This window comes from Candidatus Streptomyces philanthi (assembly GCF_059553635.1).
In genome coordinates this window covers 1-19480 of the sequence record NZ_JCANQV010000104.1, presented here as the reverse complement: position 1 = coordinate 19480, position 19480 = coordinate 1, and the positions used below count along the sequence as shown (strand labels likewise).

Sequence of the window (19480 nt, the reverse complement as noted above, 5' to 3'; positions counted from 1 at the left end):
TCGGACCTCAGCGTCCCTCGGCGCCCCACGACCGATCCGGCATTCCAGGGAGACCGCTCCACGGCCGGGCCGTACGGTGGTCCAATGCTTGATCCGACACCTCCCACCACGCCCACGGCCGTCGCCGCTTCCACCGAGCCCGAGGCACGGCCCGGCCCGCCGTCCTCCGGGGAGCGCCGCCCCGTCGCGGCGGTCTTCCGCGCGCTCGCGGCGCTGACCGGGGTCGCCGGCATCGTCCTGGACATGGTCGACTCCCACGACCTGGGCCGTCTCTTCAGTTACTTCACGATCCAGTCCAACATCCTGCTGGCCGTCGTTTTCGCCTTGTCCGCCCACCGTGCCTGGACCGGGCGTCCCGCCCTCTCCCCGCGGATCACCGGCGCGGCGCTGCTTTACATCTGCATCACAGGGCTCGTCTTCCACTTCGTACTGTCGAACGACTCCAGTGGCTTCTCGATGACGAGCCACCGCACCCCCCTCGAAACGGTCGCCAGCCAACTCCTCCACACCGCGACCCCGCTCGCCGCCGTCCTCGACTGGCTTCTCCTCACCGCCCCCGGCACCTTCCTGCTGCGCCACGCCGGGCAGTGGCTCGCCTACCCCTTCCTCTACCTCCCCTTCGCCCTCATCCGCGGCGCCCTCCTCGACCCCGGCACCGAAGGCCGCTACCCCTACCCCTTCCTCGACGTCGACCTCCACGGCTACGCGGGCCTCGCCACCAACGTCGTCGTCTTCGGCCTGGCCTTCTACGTCCTGGCCCTGGCCCTCACGTTCCTCGACCGCATACGCCCCCACGCCCGCGGCCCCCGGAGCCGGATGCCGTCCACCGGCTCCGGCCCGCTGGGCGGCTGACGCCGAGTTCCCTTGCGGCGCGATCCCGCGCGGATCACAGCAACGTGCCCCGTCACCGGCCCGCAAGCCGGTGACGGGGCACTGTCGTCAGCGCCGGTGCGGGGTGGTTACCGCACGAGGACCACGGAGTTGATGGGCGTCATGTCGTACGGCGCGGATTCGCCGACGCCCCGCATCACGACGGAGCAGCCGCCACCGCCGTTGTAGCCGTAGCAGAACTGGAACCCGGCACCGCCCGTCTGGTTGTTGACGATCACCCGGCTGCCGGTGACGTTCGACAGGTTGTGGGCGCCGTAGCTGTAGAAGATGTTCTTGCTCAGGATGCTGCCGTTCGTTTCACGGATACAGACCGCTCCGGACGGACAGGGCGTCGCCGCGCCGGCGCTGGGCGCCGTGGCGAGTCCGAGCCCCACGGCGAGCGACAGCCCCGCGGCGGATATCGCGATCTTGCGCATGTGGTGTTCCCCCCTTGCCTTGATGCCTCCGGTACCGAGCACCGTGCCCGCTGCGAGGGCGGTGCGTGGTACCGGAGAACGGGATGACGCGGGCATACAACCACGAGGCTGCTGGGCGTAGGAGTGGTTGTATGGCCAGGAGTCGATGCTTTCCGGACATCGACCCGATGTCCGACATTTGTACGAGAAAGCGTTTCAGTCAACGCAACGTGCTGCGCAAACACGTGTGAGGGGCCGGTTGCCGGAGGCTCGGCCCCTCTGCTGCTGCCTGGTGCCGCTGCCCCGGACGTGGAGGTTGAGGGACGGTGGCCGACCGGGCCTTCCCTGCGCGATGTTGAGTGACCGGCGGGTCCCGTGGTAGTGCTGGACGGTGAGATCAGCGCTGGTCAGAGGGGTGACGGCCGGTCCGGCAGGGGAGTGGCGACGCCCCCGGCCCGATAGGTGCCCTCGGGAGCCCGGCGTAGAATTCGGGCATGATCTTCATCGTCGTGAAATTTCCGGTAAAGCCCGAATGTGCTGATGAGTGGCTGTCCAAGGTGGACGCCTTCACCCGCGCCACCCGCGAGGAGCCCGGCAACCTCTGGTTCGAGTGGTCCCGCAGTGTGGACGACCCGAACACCTTCGTCCTCGTGGAGGCGTTCCAGGACGACGCCGCCGCGGCGCACGTCAACTCCGACCACTTCCGTGCCGCGATGGAGGAGATGCGACCGCTGGTCAGCCGCACTCCGGACATCGTCAGCACGACCATCGACGGCAAGAACGGCTGGGACAAGATGGGCGAACTCACCATCGGCTGAACTCTCCCGGCCACCGCCGCCGGTGAGGCGCCCCTACGGGCGTCCCACCGGCGGCGCTGTCATGTGCGGGCCGCTGAGGTGCCCGCGGTGCCGTGCCCCCGGCACCGCGGGCATGCGCGGGTCGGTGTACCACCACCGGCCCCGGCCCGGGTCACCGGTCGGAGACCTTGTGGACCGCGGTGTCGTCCGGTTCCACCCGCCGCCCGTCCGCGGAGAGCACTTCCAGTGCGCGGAGGGGATGCCCCTGCCGGCGGTCGACCAACTGTGAGTGCGGTTCGCCGGGAGCGAAGAAGTGCTGCTCGCCCCACTGCCGCAGTGCCACGATGACGGGGAAGAGGGCCTTGCCCTTCGGGGTCAGTACGTACTCGCGGTAGGCGCTGCCGTCCGAGGCGGGGACGGAGGCGAGGACGCCGCCGGCGGTCAGGGTGCGCAGGCGCGCGGCGAGGATGTTCTTCGCCACGCCGAGGCTGCGCTGGAACTCCCCGAAGCGCCGGCTTCCGTCGAAGGCGTCCCGCACGATCAGCAGGGACCACCAGTCGCCGATCGCGTCCACCGAACGGGCGACGGGGCATTCGCTGTCGTCGAAGCGTGTCCTGTTCACCATGGCGTCCCTCACTTCCCTGACGGTTGCAACATGCTACCAAGCGGGTTACCGTCGCCCAGTCGGTAGCAAGATGAAACCAGATGGGTGGGGGAGTGCTGATGCCCGGCAACAGTGAGGCCGTGACACGACGGGCCGGGGAGCGAAGCGGGGGAGGGGCCGCGTCCGTCCTGTCCCGTGGCGTCGTCGTCCTGTTCGCCGTCGCCTGCGGGGCCGCGGTCGCCAACGTCTACTTCTCCCAGCCGCTCCTGGTGACCATGGGCCACGACCTCCGCATGAGCCCGGCACTCGTCGGCAGCGTGGTCACCCTCACACATGTCGGATACGGGCTGGGACTCTTCTTCCTCGTACCACTGGGCGATGTCGCCGACCGCAGACGGCTCATCGTGACCCAACTGCTGCTCCTGGTAGTGGCGTTGGTCGTGGTCGCCACCGCCCGGACGGCGGCGATCCTGCTCGCGGGCATGGCCGCGACGGGGCTTCTCGCGGTCGTCACACAGACGCTGGTGGCCTTCGCGGCATCGCTGGCCCCGCCCGCCGGGCGCGGACGGGTCGTCGGCCTGGTCACCAGCGGCGTGGTCATCGGCATCCTGCTCGCCCGCACCGCCTCCGGCCTCATGGCCGATCTCGCGGGCTGGCGCTCCGTCTACCTCGCCTCCGCATCGCTCACCGCCCTGCTCTCGCTGGTCCTGTACCGCGTGCTGCCGCGCCACAGCGATGCGCCGCCGACGACCCTGCGCTACGGGCAGCTCCTGCGCTCCACGATCACCCTGTTCGCACGGGAGCGACTGCTGCGCCTCCGGGCCCTGTTCGGCCTGCTGATCTTCGCCGCCTTCAGCACCCTGTGGAGCAGCGTCGCGCTGCCGCTCAGCGAGGCCCCGTACTTCCTGCCCCACAGCGCGATCGGGGCACTGGGCCTGATCGGTGTCGCCGGCGCCCTGGCCGCGACCGTGGCGGGCCGCCTGAACGACCGCGGACTCTCCCGCCGGACCACCGGCATCGCCCTGGCGCTGCTCGCCGCCTCCTGGCTGCCCTTGTCCCTCACCCGCAGCTCACTGTGGGCCCTGGTCGTCGGGGTGATCCTCCTCGACCTCGCCGTACAGGCCGTCCACGTCACCAACCAGACCCTGATCTACGCCCGACACCCCGACGCGGGCAGCCGGCTGATCGGCGGATACATGGTCTTCTACTCGATCGGCAGCGCCACCGGAGCCCTCGCCGCCACCTCCCTCTACACGGCGGCCGGTTGGGGCGCCGTATGCGCACTGGGCGCCGCTTTCAGCTGCCTCGGGCTCGTCCTGTGGGCGTTCACCCGGCACGGCACCCCGGATGCCGCCGAGGCGACCTCTCGCGGCGAAGACTGAGCGCTGCCGCCGCACGCGGGGCGACGGGCGGGCCGCAGCCCATGGGGCCCGCCCGGTGCGGCGAGAGCGAGAGCGAGGACCGGTGGCCGGTGCACCCGAGCGGTTGGGTGTTCGTCGGCCGGGGAGGCGTACGCGACCGTCTTCGCACACCCGGGCCGACGTCGGACCGGCCATACCCACAGCCGACCTCCGGGAAAGCGCTCACCCGAGCCCGGTGCGTCCGGGACCATGAACCATGCGCCCGGACGACTGGCACCTCACCGAAGACCTCGACGACTTCCTCGCCCGAGCCTGGGAGACCCCGGACGGCACGCCCGTCTCCATGGCGGGCGCGACCCCGATGGTCGCCGGCCAGGTCCGGGTGGACCCCGTCCACACCCCGGCCCACTTCCGAGGCCGCGGCTACGCGGGCGCCGTGACGGTCGAGGTGAGCAGGGCCGCGCTCACCGCGGGTGCGACCGACGTCGTCCTGTTCACGAACCCGTACAACCCCACAAGCAACGCCCTGTACCAACGCATCGGATATGTCCCGTTCGCCGACTTCACCGGGTACGGCTTCTCCTGAGGTGCGCCGGAAGCCCGTACGGGACCGCGCGGTGACGGACGCGGCACGGTGAGTGCCCGGGGCCGGGCCCTGCCCCGGCGTGGCGAGGCTCCCCGAGCGGGACGGGGCCGAAGGGGTCACGATGGAAGCGTCCGTATGCGAGCCCGCTGGTCCATGAGAGGGGTGGGAGGTATGACGAATCCCTCCACAGTCCCGGGCGACAGCCCGCCGCCACCGCAGGGCGTCCCGGCCGAGGGTGAGGCTCTGGGGGTCCTGGCCAACCTCGGTTGGCAGGCGCTGTTCACCGTCGGTCTGGCGTCGATCGCGCTGGGCGTGGTCGTCCTGGTGTGGCCGGGCAAAACGCTGACCGTCGTCGCACTCGCCTTCGGCGTCTACCTGTTGGTCAGCGGTGTCTTCCAACTGGCCGGGGCCTTCGGCGCGCATGTGCCCGGACATCTGCGGGCACTGCACTTCATCACCGGCGCGATCAGCATCCTCCTCGGACTCATCTGCTTCCGGGGCACCCTGCAATCGATCCTGCTGCTCGCCCTGTGGATCGGCTTCGGCTGGCTGATGCGCGGCATCATGATGACCGTGGCCGCCGGTTCGGCCCCCCGGACGCCCGCACGCGGCTGGCAGCTGTTCCTGGGCATCCTCACCCTGCTCGCGGGCATCGTGCTGATCGTCTCCCCGTTCGGCTCGATCGCCGCACTCACCCTGGCGACCGGCATCATGGCCATCGTCCTGGGCATCGTCGAGGTGATCAACGCCATCCGGCTGCGCATCGAGGTCGGACGCGGCGCCAAGGGCACCCTCAGCCGGCACCGGCGGCCCCTGTTCCCGCCACGTCCGCGTCCGCAGCACTGACGTCCGGGGAAGGCCGGGGCCGTCACTTACGGGCCGTCACCCCGGCCCCCGCGGGCGAGCCGTGCGTGAAGCCCGCCGTCCGAGCCGTCGCGGCCGAGCCGGATCGACCGTCCCCGCCAGCGCTGCCGCAGCCAGCGGTCGTGACTGGCCAGCACGATCGCGCCGGGGCCGGTCCCCAGCGCCGCCTCCAGCTCGTCGCACAGCCGCGGCGACAGGTGGTTGGTGGGTTCGTCGAGCAGCAGCAACCGCGGCGGCCGCGCCACCAGCAGCGCCAGCGCGAGCCGCCGGTGCTGCCCGACCGAGAGCCGGCCGACCTGCTTGTCCAGGTCCGACTCGTGCAGCAGACCCAGCGAGCGCAGCGGTACCTTCTCGGCCCGCTCGGCGCCGACCGCCAGATCGTAGGTGTCCCGGACGGAGAGGTCCGGCCGGTCGAAAACGGTGTCCTGGGCGAGCAGCCCGACGGTCAGGCCGCGCCGCCGCCGCACCACGCCCTCGGGCGTGAGCCGCCCGGCGAGCACGGCCAGCAGCGTCGACTTCCCGGCCCCGTTCCCACCGGTGACCAGCAGACGGTCGCCCTCCGCCACCTCCGCGTCCAGCGGCGCGAGCCGGCCCGGAACCCGTACGGCGTCCAGGGTCACCAACGGGCCGGCGCCGTCCGCCGACGGAGCGGCGAGCGCCGTGCCCGCGAAGCGCAGCGGCCGCGGCGGCTCGCCGGCCTGTGAGCGCTCCAGCTCCGCCAGACGGCGGGTGGCGTCGCGCACCCGTCTGGCGATCTGGTTCTGCACCCGGCCGGCGCGGTGGCCGTAGCCCATCTTCTCGTTGTCGCGCGGCCCCCGGTCCGGCGCGACGCGGTGCGCGGTGACCTGCGCGGACACCCGCAGCGCGGCCAACTCCTCCTGCTCCTCGGCCCACCGCCGCTCCCAGCGTTCCCGTTCGGCACGCTTCGTGGCCAGATAGGAGCTGTAGTTGCCGCCGTAGCGGACCGGGCCGTTGAGCGCGGGATCGAGATCGATCAGATCCGTGCACACGGCGTCGAGAAACGCCCGGTCGTGGCTGGCAACCACGACGATCCCGGGCAGGCCGCACACCTGCTCCTCGACGAAGGCTGCGGCGCCGTCGTCCAGATGGTTGGTCGGTTCGTCCAGCAGCAGCGCGGAGGGCCGCCGGACCAGCAGCGCGGCCAGCGCCAGGCGGCCGCGCTGCCCGCCGGACAGCGATCCGAGCGTGCGGTCGTGCCCGAGGGCGCCGAGGCCGAGGCCGTCGAGTACGAGCACGGCGCGCCGGTCGGCGTCCCATGCCTCCCGGTCCTGGGCCCGTTCGAGCCGGTCGCCGTACGCGTCGAGCAGTCCGGTGTACCCGGGCGCGTCCTGCGCGGTCCGCGCGAGCCGCTCGGCGAGCCGGTCCAACTCGGCGAGGTCCTCCCGGGCTTCCCGCAGGGCGTCGTCGAGCACGTCGGCGATCGTCGTACCGGCGTCGTAGGGCATCTCCTGCTGGAGGAAGCCCAGGTCGGGCGGGCGGGTGACGCTTCCGGCGTCGGGCTCGTCCCTTCCGGCCAGCAGGCGCAACAGGGTGGATTTGCCGACGCCGTTCTCCCCGATCAGCCCGACGCGGTGGCCGGGCGAGACGGTCAGGGAGACACCGTCGAGCACCCTCCGGGCGCCGAGGGTGCGGACGAGGTCGTGGGCGAGCAGGGCAGGGTGGGGCATGGGGTCCGTCCCGGTGATCGGTGATCGGTGATCGGTGATCGGTGCTCGGTCCGCGGGGCGGGGGCCTCGGACGCGGACCAGGTCGGCATGTCGGCGACTCACACCTCGGGGGCCCCGGTCTCCTTCAGCTCGCCGTCCGCCAGCCGCAGCCACCGGTTCACGCCGATCTCCCGGAGGAACCGCTCGTCGTGGCTGACCACCACGAAGGCACCCCGGTAGGAGTTCAGGGCGCTCTCCAGCTGGCCCGTGCTGACCAGGTCCAGGTTGTTCGTCGGCTCGTCCAGGAGCAGCAGGTGCGGGGCCGGTTCCGCGCACAGGACGCAGGCCAGGGTGGCGCGCAGCCGCTCGCCGCCGGAGAGCACGCCGACGGGCAGATGGGCGCGGGCACCCCGGAAGAGGAAACGGGCGAGCAGGTTCATCCGCTCGGCCTCCGGCCGCTCCGGGGCGAACCCGGCGAAATTCTCGGCCACCGTACGGTCCGGGTCCAGCAGGTCGAGGCGCTGCGAGAGGTAGGCGATCCGGCCGTCGGCCCGCTTGATGTCCCCGTCGTACGGGGCGAGGTCGCCGTGGAGCAGACGCAGCAGGGTGCTCTTGCCGGCACCGTTGGGGCCGGTCAGCGCGATGCGTTCCGGGCCCCGGACGGTCAGGTCGACGCCCTGGCCGGCGAACACCTCCGTGTCGCCGAGCCGGACGCGGAGCCGCTCGCCGAGAAACAAGGTGCGTCCGGCCGGGACGTCGGTGTCCGGCAGGTCCAGCGTGATGCGCTGCTCCTCGCGCAGTGCGCGCCCGGCCTCGTCCAGCCGGGCCTTGGCCTCGCTGACCCGCCCGGCGTGCATCTGGCCGGCCCGGCCCGCGGCCTCCTGCGCGCCGCGCTTCATGGTGCCGGCGAAGATACGGGGCAGACCGGCGTTCTTCAGGTTGCGGGCGGCGTTGCTCTGCCGGCGTTCGGCGCGCTCGCGGGCCTGCTGCATCTCCCGCTTCTCCCGCTTCAGTTCCTGCTCGGCGTTGCGGACGTTCTTCTCGGCGACCTCCTGCCCGGCCCGCACGGCCTGCTCGTACTCGGTGAAGTTGCCGCCGTGGAAGGAGAGTTCGCCCCGGTGGAGTTCGGCGATGCGCTCCATGCGGTCGAGCAGGGCGCGGTCGTGGCTGACCAGGAGTAGGCAGCCGCTGAAGCCCTCCAGCACGTCGTAGAGCTTGTGCCGGGCGTCGAGGTCGAGGTTGTTGGTGGGCTCGTCGAGCAGCAGTACGTCGGGCCGCTTCAGCAACTGGGCGGCGAGACCGAGGGAGACGATCTGGCCACCGCTGAGGGTGCCCAGGCCGCGGTCCAGGGTGAGGTCGGCGAGGCCGAGGCGGTCCAGCTGGGCGCGGGTGCGTTCCTCGATGTCCCAGTCGTCGCCGATGGTGGTGAAGTGCTTTTCGTCGACGTCCCCGGACTCCACCGCGTCGATGGCCCGGACGACGGCGTCGACGCCCAGCACCTCGGCGACGGTGAGATCGCTGGTCAGGGGGAGGTTCTGCGGGAGGTGGCCGAGGGTGCCGGCCACGGAGACCGACCCGGTGCCGGGCCGCAGGTCACCGGCGATGAGCTTGAGCAGCGTGCTCTTGCCGGTGCCGTTGGGGGCGACGAGGCCGGTGCGGCCGGAGCCGAGGGTGAAGGACAGGTCCTGGAAGACGGGAGTGTCGTCGGGCCAGGCGAAGGACAGGTGGGAGCAGACGACGGAAACGCCGGACATGGAGGTGACCTCGTGAGGAGGGAGGCAGAGCTGACACTGCTGCCTCGGCGGGCGCAGACAGGAGGAAGGAGGAACGACAACGAAGCCACGACGGCGGCGCTTCCACGCACCGGCCGGTGGCCTGTCGGGCCCGGGTATCACCCGGAGATGTCGTCGTCCACCACCATGTCCGGTCTCCTCAACTCAACGCACGATCAAGGTCTGGCCGCCATCCTAGCAGCGGGCGGCGAGCGCGGCGAAGGCATAAAACCGACCGTGGGCCAGGCGGGACCACCGACCGGACGACGGGCCGGGAAGGCGCCCGGATACGCGTCCGGCACGGGCAAGCGGCGCCCCGTCCGGTAACCGATGCGCTGACTGTTCGGCACCGTCCCGTCTCTGATAGTTGTTGCGGAGGGGTACGGGCGCAGGCCCGTAGCGGTGTCCGGCGGCACCGCAGGGAGGACGTACATGAGCACCACCACTCGGGACGAGGTCCTCGCCGTCGAGCAGAAGGCGGTGGACCACGCGTACGACTGCTACCGCGCGCGGCTGGCCGAGATGAGCGGGAAATCGGCGGCCATGGCGTCGGCGAGCGGCAAGGACGGCATAGCCAACCGCTTCGAGGCGGAGGCGCGTGCCGCCGCCTATGGGGGGCTCGGTGACGAGGCCCTGGTCGTCGCCCGCGTCGACGTGCCGGAGGAACCGGGCGCGGAGCCCCGCCCCTGGTACATCGGGCGCCGCGGGGTGCGGGACGACGCGAACGAACCGGTGGTCCTGCTGTGGACCAGCCCGCTGGCGAAGAAGTGGGCACAGGCCCGGCCCGAGGACCCGGGCGAGGTGGTGCTGCGGCGCCGGCTGCGGTGCGTACAGCGGGTCGTGGAGGGGTACTTCGACGAGATCGCTCCGCAGGGGGCCGGACCCGCTCCCGCGACCGTCCCGGAGCCCCGGCCGGCCGACGGCGGCAGCGCGGCGGACAAGCCCGACGAGGCCCGCACCCCGGCACGGGCGGAGCGCCGCGCGCCCGCCCCCACCCCCGGCGACCTCGTCCGGCGCGTGCGCAGGAAGCCGCTCCAGCCGGACGACTTCCTGCTGCGGGAACTCCAGCGCTCGCGCGGCGGCCGCATGCGGGACATCGTCGAGACCATCCGCCGTGACCAGATGGACCTGGTCACCGGGTCCCCCTCGGACGTCCTCGTCGTGCAGGGCGGGCCCGGCACCGGTAAGTCCGCGGTCGGTCTCCACCGCGTGACCTGGCTGGTCAACAACGGCCACTTCACGGCCCAGGACATCCTCGTCATCGGCCCCCACCAGCGATTCCTCGACTACGTCGGACAGGTCCTGCCCACCCTCGGCACCCGGGACGTCAACACCGTCCAACTGGACCGCCTGTGGGAGGGAGAGATCCTCGGAGCGGACTCCCCGCAGGCCCGGCTGGTGAAGTCGGACGAGCGCATGGCCGCCGTCCTGCGGCGCCGCGTCGAGCACGACTACCGGCCCCAGGCCCTCGACGGGCTCACCGCCGTCCCCGCCTTCGAGGGCGACGAGCCCGCGGTCGTCGTCACCGCGGGCAGTACGACCCTGCGCGTCCCGCGGTCCGAGGTCCTCGCGCTCCTCGACCGGGCCCACGACAGCGACGGGCCCTACCGGGAACGCCGGGACCGCTTCCGGGGCCTGCTCGTCGACCGTCTCCTCCAGGAACTCGCCGTCGTCGCGCCCCGGCGCGGGCAGGCCGGAACCATCCGCCGCGACCTGGAACGCAACCGCCGGGTCGAGCGCCTCGTCGACCGCGTCTGGCCGTCACCGGGCCCCCGGGAGGCGCTGCGCAGCCTCTACGACTCGCCCGACCTCCTCCGTGCCTGTGCCGACGGCATCCTCGACGAGGACGAGCAGACGGCCCTGCGACGCGCCCGCGCCGCCACCGCCGACGCCGACCCGTGGACCCTCGACGACCGCGTCTGCCTCGAAGAACTCCGGCTCCTCATCAGCGGGGACACCCCACGGCGCTACGGGCACATCGTCGTCGACGAGGCACAGGACCTCACCCCCATGCAGGCCCGCGCACTGCGGCGGCGCTGCGCGGCGGGCGGCTCCATGACCGTCCTGGGCGACCTCGCGCAGGCGACCGGCCCCCACGTCCCGGAGAGCTGGGACCGCACCGGCGCGCTCCTGTCCGACCACGGTGACTGGCGGGTGGCCGGGCTGAACACGAGCTATCGCGTCCCCGCCGAGATCATGGAGTTCGTCGCCCCGCTCGCGCGGGCGGTCGCCCCGGACCTGCCCTACCCGCAGGCCGTGCGGGAGGCGGGCGAGGACGCCGTGCGGACGGTGGCGACCGAGCCGTGGAAGCTCCTCGACGACACGGTCACCCACGTGACCCGCCTCGTCGGCACCAGCGACGGCAGCACCCTCCGCTCCGTCGCCGTCATCGTCCCCGACGACTCGGACTGGCTGGACGCGATCAGCCGCAGGATCGACGCACACGGCGGCATCGGGGCGCAGCACCGCGAGGCGGTGTCCGTCCTGGCCGCCGCCCAGGCCAAGGGCATGGAGTACGACCACGTCCTGGTCGTCGAGCCCGCCACCATCGCCGACCGCGGACCCGCCGGCCTGCGGCAGCTGTACGTGGCCCTGACCCGCAGCACCCAGAGCCTGACCGTCCTGCACACCGCGCCGCTCCCCGAAGCGCTCGTCGGCTCCGGGGACGACGGGGACGCGGCGGAGCGCGGTGCCCGGCCGGACGACGCGGGGGAGCGGCTGCCCCGGATCGGCACGGACATCAGGGTCGAGGTCGTGGGCCGGGCCCCCGGAGGCCGCTTCAAGGTCAAGCCGCTGTCCCCGGTGGTCGAACGGCCGCTGGTCCTCACCGTCCGCCACGGGTCGGTCCTTCCGCGGCGGGGCGACGAGCTGGACTGCTGGGTGTTCGCCAACGAGACGAACCAGACCGTGCTCGCCGCCGACCAGCGCGGCCGGTCACCCGTCTCGGAGCGGATGGCGGGGCGCTATGTTGCCGCACTGGACGTACTCGGCGAGCTGACCGGCGACGACGGTGACGTCCCGGACGCGCGCGGCCGCCTCTCCGAGCTCCAGGGGATGGCCCACCGTGTCCTGCGGCGCGACCAGGCCGACTGGGTCGACGTCCTGCACCTGCTCGGCGACCCGGGCCGGGACGAACTGGGCGTACTGCGGGACCTCGCCGCGACGACCCACCGCGCCCTCAAGGACGGCACGTTGGACACCGGCCGCCTCAAGGAAGACCTGGCTGCCTCCGGTTGGGCGGCGCCGCTCGCCGCGGCACGACGGGCCCTCCAGGCCCGCTTCGCCGACGGGGCAGGGCAGAACGACGACGCCGCCCCCGCCGCCCCGCGGCACCCCGAGCAAAAGGACGAGACGCAGATGACCACCGCGGACACCACCTCCGCCGCACCGGCCCCGACCGCCAAGGAGGGCTTCCTCCGCGCGTTGGAGGCCGCCGCCGAAGCCGACCGTACGTGCAAGAAGCACGAGGCGATCCGCCACGCGCTGAAGTCGTCGCTGCTCTGGGCGGACCTCCAGCCGGCCGACTCACCGGTCGTCGACGTCAGTTGCGTCACCGAGCGCGGTCTCTTCCTCTACGAGGCCCTGGGGGCGGGCTGCTCCGCCTACCCGGCCCTCCGCTCCGGCGCCACCCGGCTGCTGGAGATCAACCACACCCTGCCCGCACCGGCCGACGCCCTCTACCTCGTCCTTCCCGAGCCGCCCGCCGACGACTGGTCCGCGGACACCGTCCGTGACGTCTTCGGCGTCCACGTCATCTGGCGGACGCCGGGAGGATGGCGCGGGGAGAACACGGACATCGTGTCGGGCTCCTCCGGGGCATGACGCCGCCGGGGGAGGAAAACCGGGCCGGACGCTTCGGCGGTCGCCGGTGAGCGGCGGGAATTTCTCTTCCCGTGCCGTGGCGCGGGTCATTTTTTGAGCCACTGATCATTTTGGCGGCGGTGCCCGGCCGGGACGCCGGCCGGGCCGTCACCTCGGGCGCACACCAGGGAAGACGGGGCCGCAAGATCGCTTTTTGGTTGTGAACCAGCCAGACGGTGCATGCAATATTGTCCAAGTAAACGTGGTCATCTACAGTCGTCGTTCGTTGGGCCGAGTGCACCCGAAAATCCCCGAGGTCATCCGATGAGCCTTGAGCAGGCTTGCGTCCAAAACTTGGGAGATCCATGAGGTCAGCAGAAGGGGTTGCCTTAGTCGACGTCACACTGAGGGACGGGGGCTACGTCAACAAGCATTCCTGGACCGTGCAGCAGGCGAAGAAAGTGGTCCAGGGCGGTGTGGCGGCGGGAGTTCCGTTCATCGAAGTGGGTTATCTGCGCCCGCAAAGGCATGACACCGACGGCGAAACACTGCCGTCCGCATCGTGCCCGCCCCACTATCTGGAGGCATTGCAGACCTGCCTTTCCGGCAAAAACGCGGCAGGAACGGGCCTCGTGGTGATGGCCCACATCAAGGACGTGTCACCGGCCGGCCTCGCGGAGCTCGCCCGCTTCGGGGTGCGGCTGGTGAGGATGCCCGTGTCCCCGCTGTCGGTGCGGGAACTGGCGCCGTACGCGGACGCGGCGCACGCCGCGGGCATGGCGTTCGCCACCAATCTCATCCGGGTCAGTGAACTCGACGAACGGGACGTCGTCGCCGCGGCGAAGCACGCGGAGAGCATCTCGACGGACCTCTTCTATCTGGCCGACTCGAACGGCAGCATGTTTCCGGACGACGTCGCCAGGGTCGCCGGACGGGTGCGGGAAGAAGTTTCCGTCACCCTCGGATTTCATCCGCACGACGGCATCAGCATGGGTTTCGCCAATGCGCTCGCGGCGTTACGGGCAGGTTTCGGTTACGTCGACGCCTCGCTCTGCGGCATGGGAAAGGGCGGCGGAAATCTTGCCCTGGAACTCGTCGCGGCCTATCTTCATTCGCGTTCCCTGGGAGAATTCTCGATCGTTCCTCTCGCGGACGCCGCGGCGGAGGCACTGGCCCCGTGGCAGGGTGGTCAGATCCGCACCCGGTGCGAATCGATCGTGAGCGGAATGCTGGATCTCAACCTGGAGCGTCTGGCATCCCTCAAGAACAAGGGGACCGGCTCGCTCCTCTCGATCTTCGACGACGCACGGGCCCTGTGCTGAACCGTTCCTCCCGGGACCAGCACGGGGCGTCGCCTCTCCTTTCCGACCGTTCTCATGCCGAAGGGGCATCCATGGCACACAGCGCGTTCATCGACGAGCTCGAAGGCATCATCGCGGAGCGCAGGAAGACGACCAGCCCGCTCTACCAGACCATTCTGGAGGGCAAGGCCACCCAGCGGCTGCTCCAGACCTTCGTCATCCAGCGCTGGCCCATCAAGAGCTGGTGGACCCGCAACCTGATGGGCGTCGGCATGCGCGCCGACGACCTGGACCTGCGCCGCTCCTTCATCGAGAACGCCTACGAGGAGGAGACCGGCGGCCTGACCAACTCCAAGCGGCACGTCGAGACGTTCGAGGACTTCGGGCGCGCCCTCGGCGTCGACCCCGCCACGCTGGCGCAGGCCGAGCCGTTCCCGGAGACCCTCGCGGTCATCGAACACAACAAGAACGCCTGCAACAACACCAACGTCCACTTCACCGTCGGCGCGGCCTCCGTACTGCTGCTGATGGAGGGCCAGCCGCCGATCACCAACAGCCGCGGCCACAGCATGATGGCCGTCATGCGGGACGTGTACCGGCTCCCGCGGTGGGGCTACGAGTTCTTCGTCCACCACGCCTCCAGCGACGCCGACCAGGAAGGCGTCAGCGAACTGGAGGACGAGCACACCGAGCCGCTGCGGGAACTGCTGACCCGCTACTGCGACACCCCGCAGCGCCGCGCGGACGCCAAGGCCGGCCTGATACGCGCCATCGAACTGCGCCACGAGCACTTCGACGCGATCCTGGAGCGCGCCTACGACCCCGCGGAACCCGTCTTCGTGTACTCCGACGGCGGCGAGGGCTGACCGACCGGCACACCGGACGGTGTCCTGAACGAAAGGAGTCGGTGTGGCCGACTATCCGCAGGTGTTCTTCCGCGACCGTTGGGTGACCAGGGACGAGGCGGTGGTGCCGGTCGGCAGTCTGGCACTGCGCTACGGGTTGTCGGTGTTCGAGGGGATCAGGGCCTACGCCCCGGTGGGCTCCGGCGGCCCGGCCCGGCCGTTCCTGCTGCGCGAACACCTCGACCGCATGGCGGCGTCACTGCGCGGCATGCGGTTCCCCGACCCGGGCCTGGACCGGCTGCCCGGGGTGATCGACGAACTGATCGCCCGGAACGGTATCCGCGAGGACGCGTATGTGCGGGTGGCGGCCACACCGCTCAACTCCGGCCTGCTGGGCGATCCGGCCGTCCCCGAGCTGAGCGTGACGGCCGTCCCGATGGGACGCAAGAAGTGGCTCGCCGACAACCGGTCGATGCGGCTGTGCGTCAGCCGCTGGCAGCGGGGGCACGACGCCGTGCACCCGCCCGCCGCCAAGAACATCGCCAACTACGCCGGCCCCCGGCTCGCCTGGCAGGAGGCGCGGGAGGCCGGGTACGACGGCTGTGTGCTCACCAACCGCCACGGACGGCTGTCCGAGGCACCCACCGCCGCCCTCTTCCTGGTCCGCGACGGAGTGCTGAGCACCCCCGCGCTCTCGGAGGACGTCCTGCCGAGCATCACCCGCGCCTGGGTCCTGCGGACCGCCCACACCCTCGGACTGCCCGCCCGGGAGACCACACTCACCCGCGAGGACGCCTACGCGGCGGACGAGGCGTTCCTGTGCGGCACCGGCCTGGAGTTCGCCCCCGTGACCTCCTTCGACCGGCGTCCGGTCGCCGTCGACGGGCCCGGTCCGGGACCCGTCGCGCGCAAGCTGATCGCCGAGTACTTCCTCCGGGTGCGCGAACACGACCGGGCGGACGACGACCTCCGTGGGAAGGCGGCCGATGGCATCCCCCGCTGAGACCACCACCGGCACCCGGCACACCGACGGCCCCGAAGCGGAGACGGGGCTCGTCGACTGGGACACGGCCCTGGACGTCGCCGGCCGGCTGGCCGCGGCCGGCGCACCGCTCGACGCGTCCGTACGGCGGGCGCAGGAGGAACTGCCCGTCTTCCGCAACCGTGACTACCCGCTCTCCCCGCTGCCGCTGTTCCTCCGCGGGACGGCCATGGCGCGCACCGGCCGCCGCCTGGAGGCGTATGTGCGGCTGCTGCGCAAGACCATGGCGCTCTACCTGGAGAGCGCCGGGATCCGCCGCTGGTACGGGCTGCCGCCCGCCACGGACGCGCTGATCGCGGCGGAGGCGCGGGCACGCGCCGGGGGAGGGCTCCCGGAGATCGGCGTCTGCCGCCTCGACGGCTTCCTCGAACGGGGCAGCGAGCGCCTGCGGCTCCTGGAGAACAACGCCGACGCGCCCGCCGGCACCCTGTTCACCTCACGCATCCACACCGTCGTGAGCACCGCCCTCCGGGAGACGGGCATCGCGCTGCCGCCGCACGCGGACCGCACCGCGCCCCGGGACGACGCCCTCCTGGACGCGCTCGCCCCGGGCCTGGAGCACGCCCGCCGCCAAGGACGTACCCCCGTCCTCGCCGTACTCCAGCCGCGTGGCGCGGAGAACCGGGAGAGCCGGGAGATGACCGGTGTCTTCCGGGCCCGCGGCATCGACACCCTGGTCGCCGACCCCCGCGAGATCACCGCCTCGGGGGGCCGCGCCCGGGTGGCCGGACGCGCCGTCGACGCCTGCTGGAACAAGGTCAACACCGTCGCCTGGCAGCGGCTCACCGAGGACGACCCGCAGCTGGCCGACCGCTGGTCCCGGGTGCTCGCCGACACCGACCTGCACCACGTGAACTCCTTCCTCGCCCGCTACGTGGCCGAGAGCAAACTCACCCTCGCCCTCGTCCAGGAACCGGAGTTCGCCGGGCACTTCGACGCGGCCGAGCGGGAACTGGCCGCCGGACTCCTCCCGTGGACCCGCCGGCTGCGGCCCGGCACGGACACGGCGGAGCGGGTCCTGGAGAGCCAGCACGCGTTCGTGCTCAAGGAGCCCTACGACATCCGCGGCGACGGCGTCGTCATCGGCCGCGCCACCGACCGGGGCGAGTGGACCCGCGCGGTGGACCGGGCGCTGCGGGCGGGCGGCGTCGTCCAGCGCTATGTGCCGCCCGCGTCCTACCCGGTGCTGCGCACACAGGGCCGGCCGGGCATCGTGGCGATGCCGGTCAGCCTCGACACCTATCTGCTGCGCGGCGAGGTCGCCTGCCACGGCTCCAAGGCGAGCCTCCAGCCGCGCGTGAACATCTTCCAGGGCGGCCAGAAACTCGCGGTCCATGTGACCTCGGACAGCACGGCGACAGGGGAGGGCACGGGTGACTGAGGAGCAGCAAGAGGCACGGCAGCCGCTGGAGATGACCGTCGGGCGCGTCACCCTGCGCCTGGTGACCGCCCGGCTCACCCACCCCTTCGAGAACCGGTGGCAGCGCTACCACACCTGGACCAAGTTGCAGGTCGAGGTGGAGGGCGGCGCCGGCGGACACGGCGGTGTGGGGCGGTCCGAGTGCAGCGCCATGGAGACACCGTTCTACAACTACGAGACCATCGAGACCGCCTGGTACGTCATCGAACGGTTCCTCGCCCCCATGCTGCTGGAGGCCGGCACCGCCGACCCGGCGTCCTGCCTGCGGCTGTGGCGGGACGTCAACGGCCACGAGGAGGCCAAGGCCGCCGTCGAGACCGCGCTGTGGGACCTCCAGGCCAGGCTGCGCGGCCGGCCGCTCTGCGAGGAACTGGGCGGCAGCGTCCGCCCGGTGCCCGCCGGGGCCACCGTCGGCATCGAACCGACCGTCGGCGAACTGGTCGAGAGCGTGGGCCGGGCGGTACGGACCGGATACCGCAGGGTCCGCGTGAAGATCCGGCCCGGCTGGGACCACGAGCCCCTCCGCGAGGTCATCGCGGCCTTCCCCGGCCTGCCCGTGATCGCCGACGCCAACGCCGCCTACGACGAGACACACCTGACCGAACTGACCCATCTCGACGACCTGGGCCTGCACGCCCTGGAACAGCCACTGCCACGCGAACTGCTCCCCGCCACCGCCGAATTACAGCGCCGGATGCGGACCCCCGTCTGCCTGGACGAACAGGTGCACTCGCTGCGCGAGGTGCGCGAGGCCGCCGAACTGGGCGCCTGCCGGATGGTGAACATCAAGGTCGGCAGGGTCGGCGGGATCGGTGAGGCGCTGCGCATCCACGACTTCTGCGCCTCGTCCGGCATCCCGGCGTTCGTCGGCGCCAAATGGGACCAGGGCGTCGCCCGCTGGACGAACATCGCCGTCGCGACGCTGCCGAACATGACCGAGCCCAGCGACGTGGGCCCCAGCGACACCTACTACCTCGACGACGGCGTCACCCCGCGCGTCACCTTCCACACACCGGGCTGGGTGATGCCCGGCGACCGGCCCGGTACGGGCGCCGAACCGACCGGGACCCTCCGCGTCGAACGGGAGACCCGGCTGACGAAAGGCGGCCTCACATGACGTCCGCACAGATCCTCACCGAGCTGGCCGAACACGGCACCAGCACCGTCAGCGACGCCCTCGACCTGCTGGGCCGCGGCGGGACCGGCCTGCCGGGACTGCGGCGCGCCTCGGGCACCGGACCGGTCGCCGGACCGGCGTACACCCTGCGGTACGAGCGGGTCGGGCCGGGAGTCCCGGGCCCGGCCGGCGAGTTCCTGAGCGAGGTGCCCCCCGGGTCGGTCGTGGTGGTCGCCAACGACGGCCGCACCGACTGCACCGTCTGGGGCGACCTCCTCAGCACGGCGGCCGTGCGCGACGGCATCGCCGGCACCGTCATCGACGGCGTCTGCCGGGACGTCGCCGCCATCCGCGACACCGGCTACCCGCTGTGGAGCCTCGGCACGTACATGAAGTCGGGCAAGCACCGGGTGCGGCTCGCGGCCGTACAACAGACCGTCACCGTCCGCGGGGTGCGGATCGCCCCGGGCGATGTGGTGGTCGGCGACGACTCCGGGTGCCTGACCGTACCGGCCGAAGTGGTGGAGCGGACGGCGGAGCAGGCGCGGCGGGTGGCCGGGATCGAGGAGGCCATCCGCGCCGACCTGGCGGCCGGGCGGTCGCTGGCCGAGGCACGGGCCCGGCACGGCTACAACGACCTCGGGCTGGTACCGCGGTGAGCGGCGGCGCCGTACGGCCGCGGGCCGCGGTGGCGGGGCTGGTGCACGAGTCCAGCACGCTGATGGTGGAGTACCTGGGCACCGCCGCGTACTCCGCGTTCTCCTGCCACACCGGACCGGAGATCATCACCGAGTTCACCGGCACCGCCACCGTCACCGGCGGCTACCTCGACGCCTGCGCCACGGCCGGGGCCGAGGCACGCCCGGTGTTCCACGCCCGCGCCGAGCCCGGCCCGGCCGTCGGCCCCGACGCCTACCGGGCGTTGGAGGAGCGGCTGCTGACCGGGCTGCGCGCCGCGGGCGGCTGCGAGGTGGTGCTGCTGGACCTGCACGGCGCGGGGGTGGTGGCCCCGGACGA

The 19480-nt window shown here is 72.0% G+C and carries 17 protein-coding genes; 13 read left to right on the top strand and 4 right to left on the bottom strand.

Going from position 1 to position 19480, the window contains the following annotated elements; all coding sequences use genetic code 11:
* The first annotated feature begins 84 nt into the window (after window positions 1–84).
* A complete protein-coding gene (locus tag AC51EU_RS14920) occupies window positions 85–852 on the top strand; it encodes a Pr6Pr family membrane protein (protein ID WP_496267395.1) in 768 nt (255 codons plus the stop codon).
* 107 nt (window positions 853–959) lie between these two features.
* Here AC51EU_RS14920 and AC51EU_RS14915 read toward each other — a convergent pair whose 3' ends face one another.
* The gene (locus AC51EU_RS14915; protein WP_496267394.1) at window positions 960–1307 is read right to left on the bottom strand and encodes a hypothetical protein; all 348 of its coding nucleotides are present in this window, start codon (window positions 1305–1307) and stop codon (window positions 960–962) included.
* 473 nt (window positions 1308–1780) lie between these two features.
* Between AC51EU_RS14915 and AC51EU_RS14910 the strand changes: the two genes are divergently transcribed.
* Complete coding sequence (locus AC51EU_RS14910; protein ID WP_496267393.1) at window positions 1781–2104, top strand: putative quinol monooxygenase; 324 nt, start codon at window positions 1781–1783, stop codon at window positions 2102–2104.
* A gap of 151 nt (window positions 2105–2255) precedes the next feature.
* Here AC51EU_RS14910 and AC51EU_RS14905 read toward each other — a convergent pair whose 3' ends face one another.
* Window positions 2256–2708: a winged helix-turn-helix transcriptional regulator gene (locus tag AC51EU_RS14905; protein ID WP_496267392.1), complete on the bottom strand. Its 453-nt coding sequence runs from the start codon at window positions 2706–2708 to the stop codon at window positions 2256–2258.
* A 98-nt stretch (window positions 2709–2806) separates the two neighbouring features.
* Here AC51EU_RS14905 and AC51EU_RS14900 point away from each other — a divergent pair, with 98 nt between their 5' ends.
* The 3 genes from AC51EU_RS14900 to AC51EU_RS14890 all read left to right on the top strand — a co-directional run bounded on the left by AC51EU_RS14900 (window position 2807) and on the right by AC51EU_RS14890 (window position 5480).
* Window positions 2807–4069 carry an MFS transporter gene (locus AC51EU_RS14900; protein ID WP_496267391.1) on the top strand — a complete coding sequence of 421 codons (1263 nt, stop codon included), beginning with the start codon at window positions 2807–2809 and terminating at the stop codon, window positions 4067–4069.
* A gap of 235 nt (window positions 4070–4304) precedes the next feature.
* Entirely contained in the window at window positions 4305–4634 is a 330-nt protein-coding gene (locus AC51EU_RS14895; RefSeq protein WP_496267390.1) for a GNAT family N-acetyltransferase, read from the top strand.
* 171 nt (window positions 4635–4805) lie between these two features.
* Window positions 4806–5480, top strand: coding sequence for an HdeD family acid-resistance protein (locus AC51EU_RS14890; RefSeq protein WP_496267389.1), 675 nt, complete (start codon window positions 4806–4808; stop codon window positions 5478–5480).
* Between the two features lie 26 nt (window positions 5481–5506).
* Here the strand turns inward: AC51EU_RS14890 and AC51EU_RS14885 are convergent, their stop codons facing one another.
* Together AC51EU_RS14885 and AC51EU_RS14880 are read right to left on the bottom strand one after the other, a co-directional pair.
* The gene (locus AC51EU_RS14885; RefSeq protein WP_496267388.1) at window positions 5507–7186 is read right to left on the bottom strand and encodes an ABC-F family ATP-binding cassette domain-containing protein; all 1680 of its coding nucleotides are present in this window, start codon (window positions 7184–7186) and stop codon (window positions 5507–5509) included.
* A gap of 98 nt (window positions 7187–7284) precedes the next feature.
* The gene (locus AC51EU_RS14880) at window positions 7285–8919 is read right to left on the bottom strand and encodes an ABC-F family ATP-binding cassette domain-containing protein (protein WP_496267387.1); all 1635 of its coding nucleotides are present in this window, start codon (window positions 8917–8919) and stop codon (window positions 7285–7287) included.
* Window positions 8920–9369: 450 nt separating this feature from the next.
* On the opposite strand from AC51EU_RS14880, the gene AC51EU_RS14875 reads away from it, so the two are divergent.
* The 8 genes from AC51EU_RS14875 to AC51EU_RS14840 form a co-directional block, all read left to right on the top strand.
* Window positions 9370–12759 (top strand): HelD family protein, encoded by a 3390-nt coding sequence (locus AC51EU_RS14875; RefSeq protein WP_496267386.1) that lies wholly within the window; start codon window positions 9370–9372, stop codon window positions 12757–12759.
* A gap of 344 nt (window positions 12760–13103) precedes the next feature.
* A complete protein-coding gene (locus AC51EU_RS14870; RefSeq protein WP_496267385.1) occupies window positions 13104–14060 on the top strand; it encodes a hydroxymethylglutaryl-CoA lyase-like TIM-barrel protein in 957 nt (318 codons plus the stop codon).
* 71 nt (window positions 14061–14131) lie between these two features.
* Window positions 14132–14905 carry an iron-containing redox enzyme family protein gene (locus AC51EU_RS14865; RefSeq protein WP_496267384.1) on the top strand — a complete coding sequence of 258 codons (774 nt, stop codon included), beginning with the start codon at window positions 14132–14134 and terminating at the stop codon, window positions 14903–14905.
* 43 nt (window positions 14906–14948) lie between these two features.
* Window positions 14949–15887, top strand: a complete 939-nt coding sequence (locus AC51EU_RS14860; RefSeq protein ID WP_496267383.1) for an aminotransferase class IV — start codon at window positions 14949–14951, stop codon at window positions 15885–15887.
* A complete protein-coding gene (locus AC51EU_RS14855; protein ID WP_496267382.1) occupies window positions 15871–17307 on the top strand; it encodes a hypothetical protein in 1437 nt (478 codons plus the stop codon). Before AC51EU_RS14860 ends, AC51EU_RS14855 begins: the two co-directional genes overlap by 17 nt.
* Entirely contained in the window at window positions 17300–18463 is a 1164-nt protein-coding gene (menC, locus tag AC51EU_RS14850; RefSeq protein ID WP_496267381.1) for an o-succinylbenzoate synthase, read from the top strand. The genes AC51EU_RS14855 and menC overlap by 8 nt, the downstream gene beginning before the upstream one ends.
* Window positions 18460–19122 (top strand): RraA family protein, encoded by a 663-nt coding sequence (locus tag AC51EU_RS14845; protein WP_496267380.1) that lies wholly within the window; start codon window positions 18460–18462, stop codon window positions 19120–19122. Before menC ends, AC51EU_RS14845 begins: the two co-directional genes overlap by 4 nt.
* Window positions 19119–19480: M81 family metallopeptidase (locus AC51EU_RS14840; protein ID WP_496267379.1), on the top strand; the 362-nt coding region annotated here is incomplete at its 3' end. The genes AC51EU_RS14845 and AC51EU_RS14840, both read left to right, overlap by 4 nt.

Coding starts and splice junctions, on each gene's coding strand:
- AC51EU_RS14920 (WP_496267395.1), top strand. CDS start 85: ATGCTTGATCCGACACCTCCCACCACGCCCACGGCCGTCGCCGCTTCC.
- AC51EU_RS14915 (WP_496267394.1), bottom strand. CDS start 1,307: ATGCGCAAGATCGCGATATCCGCCGCGGGGCTGTCGCTCGCCGTGGGG.
- AC51EU_RS14910 (WP_496267393.1), top strand. CDS start 1,781: ATGATCTTCATCGTCGTGAAATTTCCGGTAAAGCCCGAATGTGCTGAT.
- AC51EU_RS14905 (WP_496267392.1), bottom strand. CDS start 2,708: ATGGTGAACAGGACACGCTTCGACGACAGCGAATGCCCCGTCGCCCGT.
- AC51EU_RS14900 (WP_496267391.1), top strand. CDS start 2,807: ATGCCCGGCAACAGTGAGGCCGTGACACGACGGGCCGGGGAGCGAAGC.
- AC51EU_RS14895 (WP_496267390.1), top strand. CDS start 4,305: ATGCGCCCGGACGACTGGCACCTCACCGAAGACCTCGACGACTTCCTC.
- AC51EU_RS14890 (WP_496267389.1), top strand. CDS start 4,806: ATGACGAATCCCTCCACAGTCCCGGGCGACAGCCCGCCGCCACCGCAG.
- AC51EU_RS14885 (WP_496267388.1), bottom strand. CDS start 7,186: ATGCCCCACCCTGCCCTGCTCGCCCACGACCTCGTCCGCACCCTCGGC.
- AC51EU_RS14880 (WP_496267387.1), bottom strand. CDS start 8,919: ATGTCCGGCGTTTCCGTCGTCTGCTCCCACCTGTCCTTCGCCTGGCCC.
- AC51EU_RS14875 (WP_496267386.1), top strand. CDS start 9,370: ATGAGCACCACCACTCGGGACGAGGTCCTCGCCGTCGAGCAGAAGGCG.
- AC51EU_RS14870 (WP_496267385.1), top strand. CDS start 13,104: ATGAGGTCAGCAGAAGGGGTTGCCTTAGTCGACGTCACACTGAGGGAC.
- AC51EU_RS14865 (WP_496267384.1), top strand. CDS start 14,132: ATGGCACACAGCGCGTTCATCGACGAGCTCGAAGGCATCATCGCGGAG.
- AC51EU_RS14855 (WP_496267382.1), top strand. CDS start 15,871: ATGGCATCCCCCGCTGAGACCACCACCGGCACCCGGCACACCGACGGC.
- AC51EU_RS14845 (WP_496267380.1), top strand. CDS start 18,460: ATGACGTCCGCACAGATCCTCACCGAGCTGGCCGAACACGGCACCAGC.